General features: G+C 61.9%; 16 protein-coding genes. 12 read left to right on the forward strand and 4 right to left on the reverse strand.

Annotated elements, in window-relative coordinates; genetic code table 11:
• The first annotated feature begins 134 nt into the window (after positions 1–134).
• The 5 genes from pcsA to LZK81_RS10820 all read left to right on the forward strand — a co-directional run bounded on the left by pcsA (position 135) and on the right by LZK81_RS10820 (position 5,730).
• Complete coding sequence (gene pcsA / locus LZK81_RS10800; RefSeq protein WP_046606826.1) at positions 135–863, forward strand: phosphatidylcholine synthase; 729 nt, start codon at positions 135–137, stop codon at positions 861–863.
• Between the two features lie 167 nt (positions 864–1,030).
• Positions 1,031–2,605 (forward strand): ABC transporter ATP-binding protein, encoded by a 1,575-nt coding sequence (locus LZK81_RS10805; RefSeq protein ID WP_233956243.1) that lies wholly within the window; start codon positions 1,031–1,033, stop codon positions 2,603–2,605.
• Entirely contained in the window at positions 2,595–3,683 is a 1,089-nt protein-coding gene (locus LZK81_RS10810; RefSeq protein WP_046611763.1) for an ABC transporter permease, read from the forward strand. Before LZK81_RS10805 ends, LZK81_RS10810 begins: the two co-directional genes overlap by 11 nt.
• Positions 3,683–4,609: an ABC transporter permease gene (locus LZK81_RS10815; RefSeq protein WP_233956245.1), complete on the forward strand. Its 927-nt coding sequence runs from the start codon at positions 3,683–3,685 to the stop codon at positions 4,607–4,609. Before LZK81_RS10810 ends, LZK81_RS10815 begins: the two co-directional genes overlap by 1 nt.
• 47 nt (positions 4,610–4,656) lie before the next feature.
• Positions 4,657–5,730, forward strand: a complete 1,074-nt coding sequence (locus tag LZK81_RS10820) for a BMP family ABC transporter substrate-binding protein (protein ID WP_037082106.1) — start codon at positions 4,657–4,659, stop codon at positions 5,728–5,730.
• A 126-nt stretch (positions 5,731–5,856) separates the two neighbouring features.
• On the opposite strand, the gene LZK81_RS10825 is transcribed toward LZK81_RS10820, so the two are convergent.
• Positions 5,857–6,903, reverse strand: a complete 1,047-nt coding sequence (locus tag LZK81_RS10825) for an NAD(P)-dependent alcohol dehydrogenase (protein ID WP_046608782.1) — start codon at positions 6,901–6,903, stop codon at positions 5,857–5,859.
• Between the two features lie 187 nt (positions 6,904–7,090).
• Between LZK81_RS10825 and LZK81_RS10830 the strand changes: the two genes are divergently transcribed.
• Positions 7,091–7,993: an AraC family transcriptional regulator gene (locus tag LZK81_RS10830; protein ID WP_046606831.1), complete on the forward strand. Its 903-nt coding sequence runs from the start codon at positions 7,091–7,093 to the stop codon at positions 7,991–7,993.
• 22 nt (positions 7,994–8,015) lie between these two features.
• On the opposite strand, the gene LZK81_RS10835 is transcribed toward LZK81_RS10830, so the two are convergent.
• The gene (locus tag LZK81_RS10835; RefSeq protein WP_233956247.1) at positions 8,016–8,378 is read right to left on the reverse strand and encodes a DUF4087 domain-containing protein; all 363 of its coding nucleotides are present in this window, start codon (positions 8,376–8,378) and stop codon (positions 8,016–8,018) included.
• A 161-nt stretch (positions 8,379–8,539) separates the two neighbouring features.
• On the opposite strand from LZK81_RS10835, the gene LZK81_RS10840 reads away from it, so the two are divergent.
• Together LZK81_RS10840 and ilvC are read left to right on the forward strand one after the other, a co-directional pair.
• Positions 8,540–9,178, forward strand: a complete 639-nt coding sequence (locus tag LZK81_RS10840; protein ID WP_046606912.1) for a TetR/AcrR family transcriptional regulator — start codon at positions 8,540–8,542, stop codon at positions 9,176–9,178.
• Positions 9,179–9,218: 40 nt separating this feature from the next.
• Entirely contained in the window at positions 9,219–10,238 is a 1,020-nt protein-coding gene (gene ilvC, locus LZK81_RS10845) for a ketol-acid reductoisomerase (RefSeq protein ID WP_037082110.1), read from the forward strand.
• Between the two features lie 311 nt (positions 10,239–10,549).
• Here the strand turns inward: ilvC and LZK81_RS10850 are convergent, their stop codons facing one another.
• Positions 10,550–11,002, reverse strand: coding sequence for an RbsD/FucU family protein (locus LZK81_RS10850; protein ID WP_046606833.1), 453 nt, complete (start codon positions 11,000–11,002; stop codon positions 10,550–10,552).
• 185 nt (positions 11,003–11,187) lie between these two features.
• Here LZK81_RS10850 and LZK81_RS10855 point away from each other — a divergent pair, with 185 nt between their 5' ends.
• Positions 11,188–12,414, forward strand: coding sequence for a PLP-dependent aminotransferase family protein (locus LZK81_RS10855; RefSeq protein ID WP_046606834.1), 1,227 nt, complete (start codon positions 11,188–11,190; stop codon positions 12,412–12,414).
• Between the two features lie 84 nt (positions 12,415–12,498).
• On the opposite strand, the gene LZK81_RS10860 is transcribed toward LZK81_RS10855, so the two are convergent.
• Entirely contained in the window at positions 12,499–14,400 is a 1,902-nt protein-coding gene (locus LZK81_RS10860; protein ID WP_046612950.1) for a CASTOR/POLLUX-related putative ion channel, read from the reverse strand.
• Between the two features lie 242 nt (positions 14,401–14,642).
• On the opposite strand from LZK81_RS10860, the gene LZK81_RS10865 reads away from it, so the two are divergent.
• The 3 genes from LZK81_RS10865 to LZK81_RS10875 are packed head-to-tail and all read left to right on the forward strand — an operon-like array spanning position 14,643 to position 18,349.
• Entirely contained in the window at positions 14,643–15,626 is a 984-nt protein-coding gene (locus LZK81_RS10865; RefSeq protein WP_233956249.1) for an ABC transporter substrate-binding protein, read from the forward strand.
• A 12-nt stretch (positions 15,627–15,638) separates the two neighbouring features.
• The gene (locus LZK81_RS10870) at positions 15,639–17,333 is read left to right on the forward strand and encodes an ABC transporter permease (protein ID WP_233956251.1); all 1,695 of its coding nucleotides are present in this window, start codon (positions 15,639–15,641) and stop codon (positions 17,331–17,333) included.
• A complete protein-coding gene (locus tag LZK81_RS10875; RefSeq protein WP_233956253.1) occupies positions 17,321–18,349 on the forward strand; it encodes an ABC transporter ATP-binding protein in 1,029 nt (342 codons plus the stop codon). Before LZK81_RS10870 ends, LZK81_RS10875 begins: the two co-directional genes overlap by 13 nt.
• The last annotated feature ends 12 nt before the right edge of the window (positions 18,350–18,361 follow it).

The following is an 18,361-nucleotide window of genomic DNA, read 5'->3' on the forward strand; positions in this document are numbered from 1 at the left end:
GTGCATATCCATGGGGCACGGCAGCGCAGCATGGAAAAAGCAATGCTCTATGTCTTGCGGCGGGTCCAAGCCGGTTGCAATGCGCGGTGATTGGCCGCATATCTCGCCGGATAAGGGAAAGGCGGGACTGACGCGTGATCAGACGAATCTTCAATTACAAAAAAGTCCCGTATGCTGAAATCCGCGCCTTCTCGGTTCATCTGCTGACGGCGTCCGGCTCGTTTCTTGCTTTCCTCGGCGTCGTGGCGGCAGCCGAGCATCGTTTTGTCGACATGTTCTGGTGGCTCGGCCTTGCGCTTCTCGTGGACGGCATCGACGGACCGATCGCCCGCAAGGTTCGGGTCAAGGAAGTCTTGCCCAACTGGTCCGGCGATACGCTCGACAACATCATCGACTACGTGACCTACGTGCTGTTGCCGGCGTTTGCGCTTTACCAGAGCGGTATGATCGGCGAACCCTGGTCCTTTGTTGCCGCAGGCGCGATCGTCGTCTCGAGCGCGGTTTATTATGCCGACATGGGCATGAAGACGGACGAGTACTTTTTCTCCGGTTTTCCAGTCGTCTGGAACATGGTGATCTTCACGCTGTTCGTCGTCGACGCGAGCGCCACGGCTGCTCTGATCCTGGTCTCCGTATCGGTCGTTCTCACCTTCCTGCCGATCAATTTTCTGCACCCGGTCCGCGTCAAGCGGCTCCGCCCGCTCAATCTGGCCGTCTGCCTCATCTGGTGTGCGCTGGGCGGCTACTCGCTGCTCCTGCATTTCGATACACCCGACTGGGTCGTCTACGGTGTCGTATTGAGCGGCATCTATCTCTATTGCATCGGCGGCGTGCTACAGCTTTTCCCCAGCCTCGGAAAATAGTTGGACCTTGCTTCAACCCCCTTTCTTTAGTGTTGTGCGAAGCAACAAATACGGTATCAATATCAGTCGAATGTCCGGAGTGATCGCCGGATGTCGTCAAAGTCAATACGCTGCGTCGCCCTGAAAAACCTCGAAGAAGGTAGGCCCGTGGTGAACGAGGGGGTTCAGTGACGTTATCCGAGGGTCCGGCGACCGTTCCGCTTCTGTCGGTTCGAGGTTTGACCAAGCTTTTCGGCAGCTTCGCGGCTTGCAACGCGATCGATTTGGATATCGCGCCCGGTGAAATTCACGCATTGCTCGGAGAAAACGGCGCCGGCAAGTCGACGCTCGTAAAAATGCTCTTCGGCGTGCTGCAACCGAGCGCCGGCCAGATCCTCTGGCAAGGCGCACCAGTGACGATCGCCTCGCCGGGCGAGGCCCGCCAGCTGGGTATCGGCATGGTCTTCCAGCATTTCTCGCTGTTCGAGGCACTGACTGTCGCGGAGAACATTGCGCTGTCGCTCGACCCGAAGATTTCGCTTGCCCGGATTTCGGACGAGGCGGCGTCGCTTTCCAAGGCCTACGGCCTGCCGCTCGATCCCCAGGCGCATGTGGCGGACCTCTCCGTCGGCGAACGCCAGCGTATCGAGATCGTCCGGGCGCTGCTTCAGAATCCCAAGCTGATCATCCTCGACGAGCCGACGTCGGTCTTGACACCCCAGGAGGCCGACCGGCTGTTCGAGACGCTGTTCAAGCTGAAGGCCGAGGGGCGGTCGGTTCTTTATATCAGCCACAGGCTGGAGGAAGTGCGCCGCATCTGCGATCGCGCCACGGTCCTGCGCCACGGCAAGGTCACCGGCGCCTGCGATCCGAGCCAAGAAACACCGGCGTCGCTCGCCCGCATGATGGTCGGCTCCGACGTCGCCGAAGTCCACCGGGACAATGCAGCGGCACTCGGCGATATCCGCATCGAGGTCAGCAATCTTTCGGTTCCGGCGCGCACGCCTTTTGCGGTCTCGCTGAAGAACATCGCCATGAAGGTCCGCGCCGGAGAGGTGCTGGCAATCGCCGGTGTTGCGGGCAACGGCCAGGGTGAGCTCTTCGATGCGCTCTCGGGCGAATATCCGGTCGCCGAAGACGAGGCGATCCGCATCCGCGGCAAGGCGGTCGGCCGCACCGGCATCAACGGCCGCCGGCTGCTTGGCGCCGGCTTCGTGCCGGAAGAGCGCCACGGCCACGCCGCCGTCTCCGCCATGGCGCTTTCGGACAATCTCCTGCTCGCCCGCAGCCAGTCGGACAAGAAGGCCTTTCTGTCCGGCGGCGCCTTTTCCGTCATCCGCTTCGACGCGATCCGCTCCGCCACCCGCCGGATCTGCGAGGCGATGGATGTCCGCAAGAGCGGCGAGGATCCGCAGGCAGGCTCGCTCTCCGGCGGCAATCTCCAGAAATTCATCGTCGGGCGCGAACTCGACCGGCAGCCTTCCGTGCTCGTCGTCAATCAGCCGACCTGGGGCGTCGATGCCGGGGCCGCAAGCCGCATCCGCCAGGCGCTGATCGATCTCGCCAGGTCCGGCTCGGCGGTCGTGGTGATCAGCCAGGATCTCGACGAGATTTTTGAAGTGGCGACGAATATCGCGGTCATCTGCGAAGGCCGTCTCTCCGAGGCCTATCCGGCCGGTACGCTGACGCTGGAACGCATCGGTCTGCTGATGGGCGGTATCCACGAAGGCCATTCCATTCCGGAGACGGCGCATGCGCATTGAGCTCCAGAAGCGCGCCCGCGTCTCGACGCTGTTCTCGGTCCTCTCGCCGCTGCTGGCGCTGGCGCTGACGCTGCTTTTCGGCGCCATCATGTTCTGGATGCTCGGCAAGAACCCGGTCAGCGCGCTCTACAGCTTCTTTATCGAGCCGCTGCTGGAAGTCTGGTCGCTGCACGAACTGGCGATCAAGGCGGCGCCGCTGATCCTGATCGCGGTCGGCCTGTCGGTATGCTACCGGTCCAACAACTGGAATATCGGGGCCGAAGGCCAGTTCACGATCGGCGCCATCACCGGCTCGATCCTGCCGGTTCTCTATCCCACTTGGCATTCGCCGATGATCCTGCCGCTGATGCTGATCCTCGGCATGCTCGGCGGCGCGCTTTATGCCGGCATACCGGCGCTGCTGAAAACCCGCTTCAACACCAATGAAATCCTGACCAGCCTGATGCTGGTCTATATCGCCCAGCTCTATCTCGACTGGCTGGTCCGCGGCCCCTGGCGCGACCCGCAGGGCAATAATTTCCCGATCACGAAGAGTTTCCAGATCGAGGCCGTCGTGCCGGAAATTCTTTCCTCGTCAGGCCGCGCCCATTGGGCGTTCGTCTTCGCGATCGTCGCGGCCGTGGCGCTTTGGTTCATGATGCGCTTCATGCTGAAGGGCTTCGAGGTGTCGGTGCTCGGTCAGTCGGAGCGGGCAGGGCGTTTTGCCGGCTTCTCCGCCCGCCGCATGGTATGGTTCTCGATGCTGCTGTCGGGCGCCCTTGCGGGTCTTGCAGGCATTTCGGAAGTCTCCGGCTCGATCGGCCACCTCCAGCCGGTCATCTCGCCGGGGTATGGCTTCACCGCGATCATCGTCGCCTTCCTCGGACGACTCAACCCGCTCGGCATCATCGCCTCCGGCCTCGTTCTGGCTCTCACCTATCTCGGCGGCGAGGCGGCACAGCTTTCGATCGGCATTTCGGACAAGGTCAGCCGTGTCTTTCAAGGGTTGCTGCTCTTCTTCGTGCTCTCCTGCGATACGCTGATCCACTACAGGATCCGGCTGATCTTTGTGGCGAAAACGGCGGAGGTGAAGGCCTGATGTTCGAGGCAATCCTTCTCACCGTCATCACCGCATCGACCCCGCTGGTTCTCGCAGCCCTCGGCGAACTGGTGACCGAGCGCTCCGGCGTGCTGAACCTCGGTGTCGAGGGCATGATGATCATGGGCGCGGCCTGCGCCTTCGTGGCCGCGCAACTGACGGGCTCCCCTTATATCGGCATCCTCGCCGGCATTTTGGGCGGCGGGATCTTTTCGCTGCTCTTCGGTTTCCTGACGCTGACTCTCGTGGCCAACCAGGTCGCGACCGGCCTTGCGCTCACCATCCTCGGTCTCGGGCTTTCCGGGCAGATCGGCGAGGCCTTCGTCGGCCAGCCCGGCATCAAGCTGCAGCCGATCGTCTTTCCGTTCCTTTCGTACATCCCGTTTTTCGGTCGCGTCCTCTTTCGCCAGGACCTGATCTTCTACGTATCGATCGCGCTTGTCGTCGGCATCAACTGGTTCCTGTTCAGGAGCCGGACCGGATTGAAGCTGCGGGCGATCGGCGACAGCCATGCCTCCGCCCATGCGCTCGGCATCAACGTCATCCGCACGCGCTACCTGGCGGTCATGTTCGGGGGCGCCTGTGCCGGCCTTGCCGGCGCTCAGCTTTCGCTCGTCTACACGCCGCAATGGGTGGAGAACATGTCGGCCGGCCGTGGCTGGATCGCGCTCGCGCTCGTCGTGTTCGCCTCCTGGCGGCCATGGCGGATTCTGGCCGGCGGGTACCTTTTCGGCGCCGTCGGGATCGGCCAGCTGCACGCGCAGATCGTGGCGCAGAACCTCGGCATCGTCATCCCGTCGCAGTTCCTGTCCGCACTTCCTTATGCGGCGACTATTGTCGTGCTGATCATCATTTCGCATAATCGTCGCACGACGCTCATCAATACGCCGGCCTCGCTCGGGAAACCCTTTGTCCCCGACCGCTGACCGCGGAACCAAAAACAAAACGTCTTCAAGCCAATAGAGGTTAGGAAATGAAGAAACTGATTATCGCCCTTGCCGCATCGGCCGCCCTGATGGGCGGTTTTTCGACCGGCGCCGTTGCTCAGGAGAAGAAGAAGGTCTGTTTCATCTACGTCGGTTCGAAGACGGATGGCGGCTGGACCCAGGCGCATGATCTCGGTCGCCAGCAGCTCGACAAGGCACTCGGCGCCAAGGTCGAAACACCCTTCCTCGAAAACGTGCCGGAAGGCCCGGATGCAGAACGCGCCATCGAGCGCATGGCCCGCTCCGGCTGCTCGCTGGTCTTCACGACGTCCTTCGGCTTCATGGATGCCACCGTCAAGGTCGCCGCCAAATTCCCGGACATCAAGTTCGAGCATGCGACCGGCTTCAAGGCTGGGCCGAACCTTGCGACCTACAATTCGCGCTTCTACGAGGGCCGCTATATCCAGGGCCAGATCGCCGCGAAGATGTCGAAGAAGGGCGTCGCCGGCTACATCGCCTCCTTCCCGATCCCGGAAGTGGTGATGGGCATCAACGCCTTCGAACTCGGCGCGAAGTCGATCAACCCGAACTTCAAGCTGAAGGTCGTCTGGGCCAATACCTGGTTCGACCCGGGCAAGGAAGCCGACGCCGCCAAGGCGCTGATCGACCAGGGCGTCGATATCCTGACCCAGCACACCGACACGACCGCTCCGATGCAGGTCGCCTCCGAGCGCGGCATCCTCGCCTTCGGCCAGGCCTCCGACATGATTGCGGCGGGCCCGAAGACGCAGCTGACCGCGATCGTCGACACCTGGGGCAGCTATTACATCAAGCGCACCCAGGCTCTTCTTGACGGCACCTGGAAGTCCGAGCAGATCTGGGATGGCCTGAAGGACGGCATCCTGACCATGGCGCCCTATACCAACATGCCGGACGACGTGAAGGCGATGGCGGAAGAGACGGAAGCCAAGATCAAGTCGGGCGAACTGCATCCGTTCACCGGCCCGATCAACAAGCAGGACGGCACCGCGTGGCTCGCAGCCGGCGAAAAGGCGCAGGACGGCGTCCTGCTCGGCATGAATTTCTACGTCGAAGGCGTGGACGACAAGCTGCCGAAGTAGGGAAAACGGCCGGAAGCGATCACGATATCGTTTCGAACGGCGCGCTCATCTCAGCGACCGGCAATGGTCGGCGCAATAAAAAGGGCGGTCCGTGGACCGCCCTTTCTGTTTCGGCCTTTTTGGCTGTCACGCAGCCAGCGAGGCCATGTCGATGACGAAGCGGTAGCGCACGTCGCTCTTGATGACGCGTTCGTAGGCTTCGTTGATATCCTGGATATTGATCTTCTCGATCTCGGACGTGATGCCGTGCTCGCCGCAGAAATCCAGCATTTCCTGGGTTTCCTTGATGGAGCCGATCATCGAGCCCGAAAGGCTCTTGCGGCCGCCGATGACCGAGAAGGCATGCACCGGGACCGCATGTTCCGGAACACCGACCAAGACCATCGAGCCGTCGAATTTCAGAAGGCCGAGATAGGCGTTCCAGTCGATCGTCGTGCCGACCGTGCAGATGATCAGGTCGAACGTGCCGGCGAGCTTGGTGAAGGTCTCGGCGTCGCTGGTGGCGTAATAGTCCTTGGCGCCGAGCCTCAGGCCGTCTTCCTTTTTCGACAGCGTCTGGCTGAGCACGGTGATGTCGGCTCCCATGGCCGCACCGAGCTTGACGCCCATGTGGCCGAGGCCGCCCATGCCGACGATTGCGACCTTCATGCCGGGGCCGGCCTTCCAGTGGCGCAGCGGCGAGTAGAGCGTGATACCGGCGCAAAGCAGCGGAGCGCCGGCGTCGAGCGGAATATTGTCCGGGAAGGAGAGGACATAACCTTCCTTGACGACGATCTGGTCCGAATAACCGCCATAGGTCGGCGTCGTGCCATCGGCCTCGACGTCGTTATAGGTCTGGATGAGGCCCGGCAGGAAATGTTCGTAGTCGAGATCGCGGGTGGCGCAGCCGACGCAGGAGTTCACGAAGCAGCCGACGCCGACGCGGTCGCCGACCTTGAACTTGGTGACGCCAGAGCCGACGGCCGAAACGACGCCGGCCACTTCATGGCCCGGCACCATCGGAAAGCGGGAATTGCCCCATTCGTTGCGGGCCTGGTGGATGTCCGAGTGGCAGACGCCGCAATATTGTACGGCGATGACGACGTCGTCGGCATTCGGTTCGCGGCGCTCGAAGGTAAACGGCGTCAGAGGTTTCGACGCGTCGGTCGCGGCATAGCCTTTTGCAATAGCCATGGGAGCTCCATTCATCTGTTGGGTTGGGAGGGAATTGGACGGGCGGACTATGCCCTCGGGCTTGACAACAGCGTTAGAGCGATCCTGCTAGCTTTTTGCACGATCCTGCAAAAGTGATCGTCCACCGGTTGGTTTCAGGCGCAAGTCGGCATAGGAAAAGCAGTCACTTGCTCATCCCGGAGGCTCCATGACCTTGCCGTTCAATCCCTATGACGAGGCGGCCTCGATTGCCGCTCGCCACATTCAGAAGGATGGGGAAGTGTTCACGGCCATCGGAAACCTGATGCTCAGCCGGCGGTCGATCCCGACCGCGCCGCTCTATATGGACTACAGGCCGTGCGTCGGCCTGGTCCTGCAAGGCACCAAGAGCGTCAAGCTCGGGGATGAGACGATCGCATACGGCGTCGGCGATTATCTTCTCACCTCGATCGAATTGCCGGTGACGTCGCGGGTCACGGCCGCAAGCCCGAACATGCCGCACTTATGTTTCGCCCTCGCCATCGATCCGGACAGGCTTTCAGCGCTTCTGGAAAGGGTGGAGGTCCCGCGACCGAATTCCGACACCGATGCCATGCGCGGCATCGTCGTCAATGTCGCGCCTCCGGAATTGCTCGACGCCGCCACGCGGCTGCTTCGGCTCCTGGACCAGCCGGCGGATATCGTGGCCATGGCGCCGCTGATCGAGCAGGAAATCCTCTACCGCATCCTCTCCGGGCCGGATGGCCCGCGGCTTCTGCATATCGCGACATCGGAAAGCCGCAGCAACCGGATCGCCCGCGCTGTCGCCTGGCTGCGCGCGAATTTCCACCGGACGCTGAGGATCGAGGACCTGGCGGACCATGTAGGCATGAGCCCGTCTTCGCTGCATCACCATTTCAAGTCGGTGACGGCGATGACGCCGGTGCAGTTCCAGAAGAAGCTGCGCCTGCATGAGGCGCGGCGGCTGATGCTGCTGGAAGGGCTCGATGTCGGCAGCGCCGGCCACCGCGTCGGATACCAGAGCCCGTCGCAGTTCAGCCGCGAATACAGCCGGCTCTACGGCGTGTCACCGCTGCGTGACGTAGATGCGATCCTTGCTGCTGCGGAATAACGGCACCTGAAAGGCCTGACGATCAACCGGGGAATTTCAGCGCCTTGTCGTTGCTGCACCGGGCGAGCTTGAGCTGCTTGAACGAATAGATCCTGGTGATCTGCCCGTCGCCGTCCGTATCGACCTTCATGCAGGCGCAGGCGTAACCGTAGCTGCCATTGGTGCGGACATAGTCGCGCTCGGAAATATCGGTGATCAGATCCATGCCTTCCGGTCCGTCCTCGCTTCTCTGGGTGCGGATCGTCCAGGTATCCTCGGCATCATCCAGCCACCAGTTGCCGGGGGTGGGGTTCTGGATCCAGCCGCAGCGGTTTTCGGCCGCCTGTGCCAGAGCCGGAAGGAGGAGAAGAGCGAAGACGGCAAGAGCGCCGGATATTCGGGTCATGATTGATTCCCTCGACGAGACGGCGGCTACCATATCCGCTTTCACTGAAGGAAAAGTTGCCGTAAAAATAGACTTGACGCCCATATCCGATGCTTTATACGAGCAGAACCGTACCGTACGGTACGATAGAGGATTTGATCGTGAGAGCCGATACCACCGACATGCCCGAATTTTCGCCGCGCCAGAACGCCGTTCTGGAACAGGCGCTTCGGCTGCTCGTGGAAGGCGGCGAGAAGGCGCTGACGACGTCCGGTCTGGCCCGCGCCGCCAATTGCTCCAAGGAAAGCCTCTACAAGTGGTTCGGCGATCGCGAAGGTTTGCTGGCGGCGATGATTGCCCATCAGGCGAGCAAGGTGCGCACCTTCGAGCGTTCGGGCGAACGGCTGACCGCCGATCTCCTGCGTGACCATCTCGAACTTTTTGCCCGCGATCTGCTGGAAGTTCTGGCCGGCGACGTTTCGCTGGCGCTGAACCGGCTGGCGATCGGCCAGGCGACCCGGGAAGGGTCGAAGCTCGGGAAGCTTCTGCTCGAACACGGCCGCCGGCAGATCGATCGCCGTGCCATGGCGCTGATCGATCAGGGGAAAAGGGCAGGGTTGCTGCGCTTCGACAATGCGGACGCCGCCTATCACACGCTTTACGGCCTGATCGTTTCCGACCTGCATGTGCGCATGCTGCTCGGCGAGCCAGGCCTCAAGGATAATGCGCGCCAGGCGGAGAGGGCGGTCGGCGCCTTTCTCTCGCTGCACGGCACGCAGAAGCAATCGGCGGACGCGCTCGGCGTCTCCGCTGGACGATGACAATCATCAACAGACCTCACGCATAGGGAAGGAAAAAACGATGCGCGTTTATTATGATCGGGATGCCGATATCAACCTCATCAAGTCCAAGAACGTTGCCATCATCGGCTACGGTAGCCAGGGTCGTGCGCATGCGCTGAACCTCAAGGACTCGGGCGCCAAGAACGTCGTGATCGCACTCAAGGCCGGTTCCGGGACCATCAAGAAGGCCGAAGCCGACGGCTTCAAGGTGATGACCGTCGCCGAAGCCGCCAAGTGGGCCGACCTGATGATGATGGCGACCCCGGACGAACTGCAGGCGGACATCTACAAGGCCGAAATCGCCGGCAACATCCGCGACGGCGCTGCAATCGCCTTTGCGCACGGCCTCAACATCCATTTCGGCCTGATCGAGCCGAAGACCTCGGTCGACGTCGTGATGATCGCGCCGAAGGGCCCGGGCCACACGGTTCGCGGCGAATACCAGAAGGGCGGCGGCGTTCCCTGCCTCGTTGCCGTTCACCAGAACGCTTCGGGCAATGCGCTTGAACTCGCGCTCTCCTACGCCTGCGGCGTCGGCGGCGGCCGTTCGGGCATCATCGAAACCAACTTCCGCGAAGAATGCGAAACCGATCTCTTCGGCGAACAGGTCGTTCTCTGCGGCGGTCTCGTGGAACTGATCCGCGCCGGTTTCGAAACCCTGACCGAAGCCGGCTACGCGCCGGAAATGGCCTATTTCGAATGCCTGCACGAAGTGAAGCTGATCGTCGACCTGATCTATGAAGGCGGCATCGCCAACATGAACTACTCGATCTCCAACACCGCCGAGTGGGGTGAATACGTCACCGGTCCGCGCATCATCACCGAAGAAACCAAGGCCGAGATGAAGCGCGTCCTCAAGGACATTCAGACCGGCAAGTTCACTTCGGACTGGATGCAGGAATACCGCGCTGGCGGCTCGCGCTTCAAGGGCATCCGTCGCATGAACGACAGCCACCAGATCGAGGAAGTCGGCGCCAAGCTGCGCGGCATGATGCCCTGGATCGGCAAGAACAAGCTGGTCGACAAGAGCGTCAACTAAGCCTCAAATATACAGCGAAATGAAACAAGGCTCGGGCGAATTCCCGAGCCTTTTTTAACTGTTCTCGATTGAAGCATACTTTGGATTTTTGTAAGTTCTGCCAATCGCCTTACCGATTTTCAAAAAAAACCAGTAGGTCCTTTCTAAATAGTTCCTCCGCGATGGTGTAATATTCTCCGCGTCCAAGAAACTGTAGGTTTCTCGAAGTGGTAAAACAAGCGACCCGGTTATCGCCTCCACGGCGTCCGAGTATGCATGTTTGCTGAGGCTTTTGTTTATATCCGCGATCTTTTGGCCGTTGGACATCGATATCACGTTTCCGGGGGAATTACGCCCTTGGTGAGGAGGAAGCAGCCGTAGAAGCGGGTTTCCCCGGTTGCGATGACGCAATAGGCTTTCTTTGCCTCTTCGTAGAAGGCAAAACGCTCGATGCCGTACATCGGCGCCGATTTTCCTTCGACGGCATCGATCTCAGCCTGAACGTCCTGTTGAATGAGGGGAATTTCCTCAGGCTTCCCCATGACTTCCATCCGGCCGACGGAGGGCTGAAGAGGCGTGTCGAGAGGCAGTACGGATAGGATCGCGCGCATCGCCCGTGCCGCGGAGATGTTGTCCGTCCTCAGCAGCTTGCCGAGCACCGTCTGTCGGGCCACCGCATCGGCTGGAAAATTGGTGTCGACGAGCGCTAACGTATCGCCGTGGCCCATGGAGTGCAGGGCATGAAGGACGTCGGCGTTCAATGTCGGATCGATATTCTTGAGCATGTTTCCTCCTCAGGTGCTCTGCGTCGCTTCGTGCCGAACCTGTCTTTTCTTCAGTCTTCTGGCAAGCCTGTCCGGGTGGTGCTAAATAAATCGAAATCGGAAAAGACCGATAGGTCAGTCTTGCTGACCTATCGGTCTTTGTGTAAAGATTGGGCATAGAAAATTGAAACAAGAGGAAACATCCCGTGCTTGATTGGGAACATATCTTCGCGACGCGCTCCAGCCGCATGCGCGCGTCTGAAATCCGTGAACTGCTGAAGCTGCTCGACCAGCCCGATATCATCTCTTTCGCCGGCGGCATTCCGGATCCCGCGCTGTTTCCGGATGTGGCGTTCAAGGAAGCCTATTCGGATATTTTTTCCGGCGCACAGGTGAACGCGGCGCTGCAGTATTCCGTCAGCGAGGGTTACAAGCCGCTGCGCGAGTGGATCGCCCGCGACGTCGCCAAGATCGGCATCGACTGCACGCCCGACAACGTGTTCATCACCTCTGGGTCGCAGCAGGCGCTCGACTATCTCGGCAAGCTGTTCCTGTCGCCGAACGATACGGCGCTGGTCACCTGGCCGACCTATCTCGGCGCGCTTTCGGCCTTCAATGCCTATGAGCCGAATTACGACCAGCTGTCGCTGAACGGCAACCGCACGCCGGAGGCCTATCGCGACACCGCGGCAAAGACCGGCGGCAGCGTCAAGTTCGCCTATCTTTCGGCCGATTTCTCCAACCCGACCGGCGAGACGATCGACCTGGCGGCCCGCGAAAGGCTGCTGGCACTTGCCGACGAGCTCGACATCGCAATCCTCGAGGACGCCGCCTATCAGCACCTGCGGTATGACGGCGAGGCCATTCCCCCGATCCTGGCGCTCGACATCGCCCGCCGGGGCGGCATCGAAAACACCCGCACCATCTACAGCGGCAGCTTCTCGAAGACGCTGGCGCCCGGCCTGCGCGTCGGCTTCGTCGTCGCAGCGATGCCGGTCATCCGCAAGCTGGTGCTGATGAAGCAGGCCGCCGACCTGCACTCCTCGACGATCAACCAGATCGCCATCGAGCACGTCGCCTCGCGCGGTTTCGACGCCCAGGTCGCCAAGATCAAGTCCGTCTACAGCAAGCGCCGCGATGCGATGTTGGCGGCACTCGACAAGTACATGCCGAAGAATGCCACCTGGACGCGCCCGGAAGGCGGCATGTTCGTGTGGGTGACCTTGCCGGAAGGCATGGACGGCGCCGAACTGCTGGCAAAATCGATCGCCACGGAAAAGGTGGCCTTCGTTCCGGGCAGGGCATTCTACGCGGACGGCAGCAATGCCAATACGCTGCGCATGAGCTTCTCCTGCGCCGACGAGGCGATGATCGACGAGGGCATCAAGCGGCTCGGCCGCCTGATCTCCAACGCGATCCGCGCGGCTGCCTGAGCTGTCAAAACATTCGAGCATAAAAAAGCCTGCCGCAGAACGGCAGGCTTTTTTGTTTGCCGGACTTGCCTGTTCGGCTGTCCGTCAGTCGGCGGCCAGGACGATAAGCATGTCGCTGTCGGCATAGGTGGTCATTTCGGTGCGGGGCGGATTGACGACCACGCCGCCGAGGTTTCTGGCATCGGCATCGCCCGGCCGCTGGCGGCGGTGGCCAATGGCGATTTCGCCGCGGCGAAGGGCTGCGAGCGCCACGGTGAAGAAGTTCACCGGCTTTGAGATATCGACATAGTCGCCCATCGGCCGCATGTAGATTTCGGAACCGGCCTCATCCAGAAGCTCGTCGAAGATCGCCGCCATCGATTCGTTTTCGGATGCCTGGGCGAGCATCAGGCTGACCAGCTTGTTGCTGACGACGAAGTCCTCGGCGCGGGTGACTTCCGCAAGCTCGCGGTTACGCACGTCGATCATCTCGCTGACGACGCTGATGTGCTTGCCAGCCGTCTCGCCGATCTTGCGGAGTTGCAGCAGGGTGATCAGCGTGCGCGTGTCGGCCGATTGCGCCATCATGCTGTCGCTGTAGCCGAGAACCAGGACGTGGTCGTAGGACGGAATGTCGAGTGCGTCGAGCGCCGAGCGGCTGCTGGTGTCGATCACGCGGTGATCGACGACAAGCAGGGCTTTGTCGAGGTTGAGCGCTGCGACTTCCCCTTCGAATTCCGGCGTGTCGGCGGCGATCGTCAGCCGCGAGCCGGGCGCCACGTAGCGGGCAAGCTCGGTGGCGATGATCGGGCCGCGGCGGTTCCAGCCGAGGATCAGCGTGCGCTCCGCAGTCTTGATGCGCTTGACGATCGCCTTGATGGCATTCTTGTCGATGCCCATGTCGCCGGACCAGGTTTTGATCGCACCATCGTCTTCGGCGATGATGACCGCGCGATCGCTGGCGACGATCACCTGGTTGGGGTTGGGATTGAGGTGGATGGCGCCATCCTTGTCGCAGAGGCCGATCAGCGTGCTGTTCTCGTAGGCAAGGACGGCATTGCCGAAGGACTTTCCGACGAGGCCGGGCTGTTCGAGCGTGTAGATCTCGCAGCCGTCGAAATCGAGCAGTTCGGAATAGACCGCACTCAGGCCCGCCTGCCGGCTGGTATGGACGACGATGCGGGCGATCAGATCGTCTGCGAGCACGAGCTGCATTTCGCCGCCGCCGACGATCCTTGCCACTTCGGCATTGTCGGCGTTGCGGATTTCCGCAGCGATCATGTATTTCTCCGCCCGGCGGTTCGGATCGTTGACCAGCGCCAGCACGGTCTTGATCACTTGCGGGTCCGCGTCTTCACCTTCCGGTGACAGCACGATGATCGACCGCGAGGTCTGCGGGTTGACGATGCCGAGGTCGTAGAGATCGGTCGGGTCGCCGCTGCGGCAGATGATCTTGGTGTTCTTGCGATCGGCGACCTTGGTGGCGATCTCGTCTTCCATCTCCACCTTGTCCTTGTTCGCCATGATGACGATGCGGGGATTGCGGCGGCTCTGGTTGGCGATGACGAGCTCCGAGATGACGTCGAAGATCGAGGGCGACCAGTTGAGGATGATCGTGTGTTCGGTTTCGAGCACGCGCGAGCGGCCCTTGCGCAGCTCGTCCAGCTTTTCCTCGAGGCCGGACGAGATGACGCCGATCAACGCGGAGAAGACGAAGATGCCGGCCACCGTGACCAGCAGCATGATCAGGCGGAAGCTCCAACCCTGGTCGCCGCCCATGGTGCCGGCGTCGAAGGTGCGCATCAGCGATTCCCACGTTCCTTCCACGAAGCCGAGCGGTTCGGCGCCCTCCGGCGCAATGCCGGTGACCGCAAGGATCGCGCCTGCTATCATGATGACGATCAGCGATATCACCGCCAGCCAGCCGATCAGCGCAATCGCGCCGCCTGCCATGCTCTTGTCGAACCCATAGCGCAGTCGCGCGCCCCAGTTTTCCCGTTTTTTCATCTTGTGTCCCCGAACTATACCCTGGTGCACGGGATGGCAGGATTAGGTTGCGAAACAATTGAAGGGGCGGGTTTTGCGCCGTTGTTGTGCCGGAATGATCTGAGCACAGTAAATTTAGTCTTCGAATTTCGGTCGCCGCTGGTAAAACACGCCGCAAGATCGGCGTTGCCCGCCTGCCTGTCACATGGCTGTCAAGCTGGGATGCTTATCGTCCCCAGCTTATGTTCGAACAGGATGCTCCGATGAAGAACCTTCTTTCCGCTTTCACCGCCCTCGTGGCCATTGGCATGATTGTCGGCGCCGCTGAGGCCGCCGATCTCGTGCTCTATACCAGCCAGCCGAACGAGGACGCCCAGGCGACCGTCGACGGTTTCAAGGCTGCCAATCCGGGGCTCGACGTGCAGTGGGTGCGTGACGGGACGCCGCAGATCATGGCCAAGCTCAATGCCGAGATCCAGGCCGGCAATCCGGCGGCCGACGTTCTCCTGATCGCCGACACGGTGACGCTCGAGCGCATGAAGCAGGCAGGCCAGCTGATGGCCTACAAGTCCCCGGAAGCCGCCAATTACGACAAGGCTCTCTATGACGCCGACGGCTTCTATTATTCGACCAAGCTGATCACCACCGGCATCATCTACAACACCCAGGCCGCCATGAAGCCGACCAGCTGGGCAGACCTTGCCAAGCCGGAAGCCAAGGGCCTCGTCACCATGCCGAGCCCGCTCGCCTCGGGTGCCGCCCTCATCCACGCACAGACGCTCTCCGGCATCCCCAGCCTCGGCTGGGACTATTACAAGAACCTCAAGGCAAACGGCGCGATAGCCGCCGGCGGCAACGGCGCGATCCTGAAGTCCGTTGCTTCGGGCGAGAAGGCCTACGGCTTCGTCGTCGATTACCTGCCGATCCGCGAAAAGGCGAAGGGCGCTCCCGTCGAGTTCGTCTTCCCGAAGGAAGGCGTGTCCGCGGTGACTGAGCCGGCAGCGATCCTTGCCTCCACCAAACATGCGGACAATGCCAAGAAGTTCATCGACTACGTCCTCTCGCAGAAGGGCCAGGAAGGCTTCCTGAAGCTCGGCTACATTCCGGCCCGCAACGGCATGGCCGTGCCGGCCGGCTTCCCGGCGCGCGAGACGATCAAGGTCCTGCCGATCAATGCTCCCGATGCGCTCAAGAACTCCGAGAAGGACGTCAAGGGCTTCGCGGATATCTTCGGCATCAAAGGCTGATATAAGCGCCATATGACGCGACCTCAAAAACAGGGAAACAGCCAGCCACGCTGGCTGTTTCCTTTTGTCGTAACCGTGATCTTCTGCCTGAGCGTGCTGCCGCTCGGCCGGCTTGCCGCGACCGGCATCATGTCCGCCTTCCGGGGCGGGGCGAGCGAGTTGCTGTCAGACCCGGGCCTGTGGTGCTCGGTCTACGACACGCTGTCGACCTCCTTCTTCGGCATGATCGCAGCGGTCGTCCTGGGCGGCGGTTTCGCGCTGCTGCTGACGCTGTTTGACATCCGAGGCAAGGCTCTTCTCGGTTTCCTGTTCATGCTGCCGACGATGATCCCGCCGCAGGTGACGGCGCTTGCCTGGATCGGCATGACCGGGCCTTCGAGCGCGCTCCTGAAGGCGCTGGGGCTTGCGCCGCCGCTCGGTTCACCGCAGCCGCTCTATTCGATCGGAGGCATCGCGCTGCTCTACGGCGTACAGAATGCGGCCCTGGTCTACCTGTCGCTCCGGGCCGGGCTGCTTGCGCTACCGCGCGATGCGGTGGAGGCGGCGAGGCTTTCCGGCGCGTCGTCCTTTCAGGTGTTGAAGGACGTCATCTTGCCCTTGTCACTGCCGGGTTTTGCAGCGGGTGCGGCCATCGCTTTCGTCTCCTGCGTCGGCAATTTCGGCATTCCGGCGATCCTTGGCATCCCCGCCGGGATCTATACATTGCCGACCCTGATCTATTCCAAATTCGCCGCTTTCGGTCCCCGCACGTTCGCGGACATCTCGGTTTTGTCCGGCTTGATTGCGATCCTGTCGGTCATAGGGCTGATGGTCGAGGCCCGGGTACTGCGCGGCCGCGACTATCGCGTCATCGGCCTGTCGGGGCAGGTCGCCGTGTTCCGGCTCGGCGCGTGGCGGTGGCTTGCCGAACTGCTTTTGTGGCTGACCATCTTCCTGATCCTCGCCATGCCGCTGATCGCGCTCGTCGCAAGTTCGCTGGCACCTGCCTATGGCGTGCGGCTCAGCCCGGCGACCGTCACCATCAAGGCCTATGAGGAAATCCTCCTGCGCCAGGCGGCGACGCGCATCGCGTTCACCAATTCCCTCTCGCTGTCGCTTGCCACCGCCTTCGGTCTCCTGGTGGTGACGGTGCTGACCGGCTATTTCCTGGTGCGCAGCAAGAGTCGCCTTGTGGGCCTCATTTCGGCGCTCGCGGAGATCCCCTATGCGCTGCCGGGCATCGTGCTGGCGGTTGCCTTCATCCTGCTGTTCGCCGCACCCATTCCGGTGATCGGCATCTCGATCTACGGGACGATCTGGATCATCCTGATCGCCTATTTCTCAAGTTTCTTCGCGGTCAGCCTGAAACCGGTGGTGAGCGCCTTCCGCCAGCTCGATCCTTCTCTCGAGGAGGCGGCGCGGCTTTCCGGAGCAGGGTTCGCGCGCCGGCTCGTCGATATTCTCGTGCCGCTGGTGGCACCGGCTGCGGGCGCCTCGGTGATCCTCGTGTTCCTGATTGCCTGCAACGAGCTGACCGTCTCGGCACTCCTATGGTCGGCGGGCACCCAGACACTCGGCGTGCTGATCTACAATCTCGATGACAGCGGCAGTTTCAACATCGCTGCGGCACTGTCCGTCCTCGTGGTCATCATGGTGATCGCGATGATGGTGGTGCTGGAACTGATGGCGAAACGACTGCCGAAAGGTGTGGTACCGTGGCGAAGCTGATCCTCAACCGCCTCTCCAAGACATTCGACACCGGCGGCCGTGCGGCCGTCAACGACGTGTCGCTGACGGTGCGCGAAGGCGGCTTCCTGGCGTTGCTTGGGCCCTCCGGCTGCGGCAAGACGACGGTGCTGCGGATGATCGCCGGCTTCGAACAGCCAAGCGACGGCTCGATCCTGCTCGGCGAGCGCGTTCTGGCGAACGCAGGCGAGATGGTGTCGCCTGAACATCGCAACATGGCTATGGTCTTTCAGTCCTATGCGCTTTGGCCGCATATGAGCGTCGCGGAAAATGTCGGCTACCCTTTGAAGGTGCGCGGCATTTCGCGCGAGAAACGTGCACGCAAGGTCAGGGAGGCGCTTGCCGCCGTCCGCCTCGAGGCCTACGCGGACCGCCGTCCGGCGGATCTCTCCGGCGGCCAGAGGCAGCGCGTGGCGCTCGCCCGTTGTCTCGTTACCGAACCGGACGTCGTGCTGCTCGACGAGCCGCTCGCCAATCTCGACCGGCACCTGCGCCAGGAGATGGAAGAGACGTTTCGCGAGTTTCACGCCCGATCCGGTGCGACGATGATCTATGTCACCCATGACCAGTCGGAGGCGATGGCGCTTGCGACCGACGTCGCGGTAATGTCCGAGGGCCGGCTGCTGCAGGTGGCGACGCCGGAGGAAATCTATGCCCGGCCGGAGGGCCGGTTGGTCGGCGGCCTCGTGGGGCAGGGGGCTATCCTCTCACTTCCGTCACCGCTCGGTGATAGGCGGCTTTTCGACTGGCCCGCCATGCAGGAGATCCTCACCGGACCGGCAGGTGAAGCGCGTGCCGATATCCTCGTCCGTCCGCAGGACGTCGAAATCGCGGCGGAAGGACAGGTGGCCACCGTCCTCTCGGTGCTGTTCGAGGGCGAGCGTTATGCGCTGCGTCTCGCTCTGCCGGACGGACAGGCATTGCGCGCTTTCAGCCGCCAGCCGGTCAAGGTCGGCGATCGTCTGTCGATCGTCATCCGTGCGGCCTGGAGATTGTAGCCAGGCGTCGCC

The sequence above is a fragment of the Neorhizobium galegae genome, from assembly GCF_021391675.1.
Classification (GTDB): domain Bacteria; phylum Pseudomonadota; class Alphaproteobacteria; order Rhizobiales; family Rhizobiaceae; genus Neorhizobium; species Neorhizobium galegae_B.

Coding starts and splice junctions, on each gene's coding strand:
- LZK81_RS10860 (WP_046612950.1), bottom strand. CDS start 14,400: ATGAAAAAACGGGAAAACTGGGGCGCGCGACTGCGCTATGGGTTCGAC.
- LZK81_RS10825 (WP_046608782.1), bottom strand. CDS start 6,903: ATGGCTATTGCAAAAGGCTATGCCGCGACCGACGCGTCGAAACCTCTG.
- LZK81_RS10850 (WP_046606833.1), bottom strand. CDS start 11,002: ATGCTCAAGAATATCGATCCGACATTGAACGCCGACGTCCTTCATGCC.
- LZK81_RS10830 (WP_046606831.1), top strand. CDS start 7,091: ATGACCTTGCCGTTCAATCCCTATGACGAGGCGGCCTCGATTGCCGCT.
- LZK81_RS10835 (WP_233956247.1), bottom strand. CDS start 8,378: ATGACCCGAATATCCGGCGCTCTTGCCGTCTTCGCTCTTCTCCTCCTT.
- LZK81_RS10820 (WP_037082106.1), top strand. CDS start 4,657: ATGAAGAAACTGATTATCGCCCTTGCCGCATCGGCCGCCCTGATGGGC.
- LZK81_RS10810 (WP_046611763.1), top strand. CDS start 2,595: ATGCGCATTGAGCTCCAGAAGCGCGCCCGCGTCTCGACGCTGTTCTCG.
- LZK81_RS10865 (WP_233956249.1), top strand. CDS start 14,643: ATGAAGAACCTTCTTTCCGCTTTCACCGCCCTCGTGGCCATTGGCATG.
- LZK81_RS10815 (WP_233956245.1), top strand. CDS start 3,683: ATGTTCGAGGCAATCCTTCTCACCGTCATCACCGCATCGACCCCGCTG.
- ilvC (WP_037082110.1), top strand. CDS start 9,219: ATGCGCGTTTATTATGATCGGGATGCCGATATCAACCTCATCAAGTCC.
- LZK81_RS10870 (WP_233956251.1), top strand. CDS start 15,639: ATGACGCGACCTCAAAAACAGGGAAACAGCCAGCCACGCTGGCTGTTT.
- LZK81_RS10840 (WP_046606912.1), top strand. CDS start 8,540: ATGCCCGAATTTTCGCCGCGCCAGAACGCCGTTCTGGAACAGGCGCTT.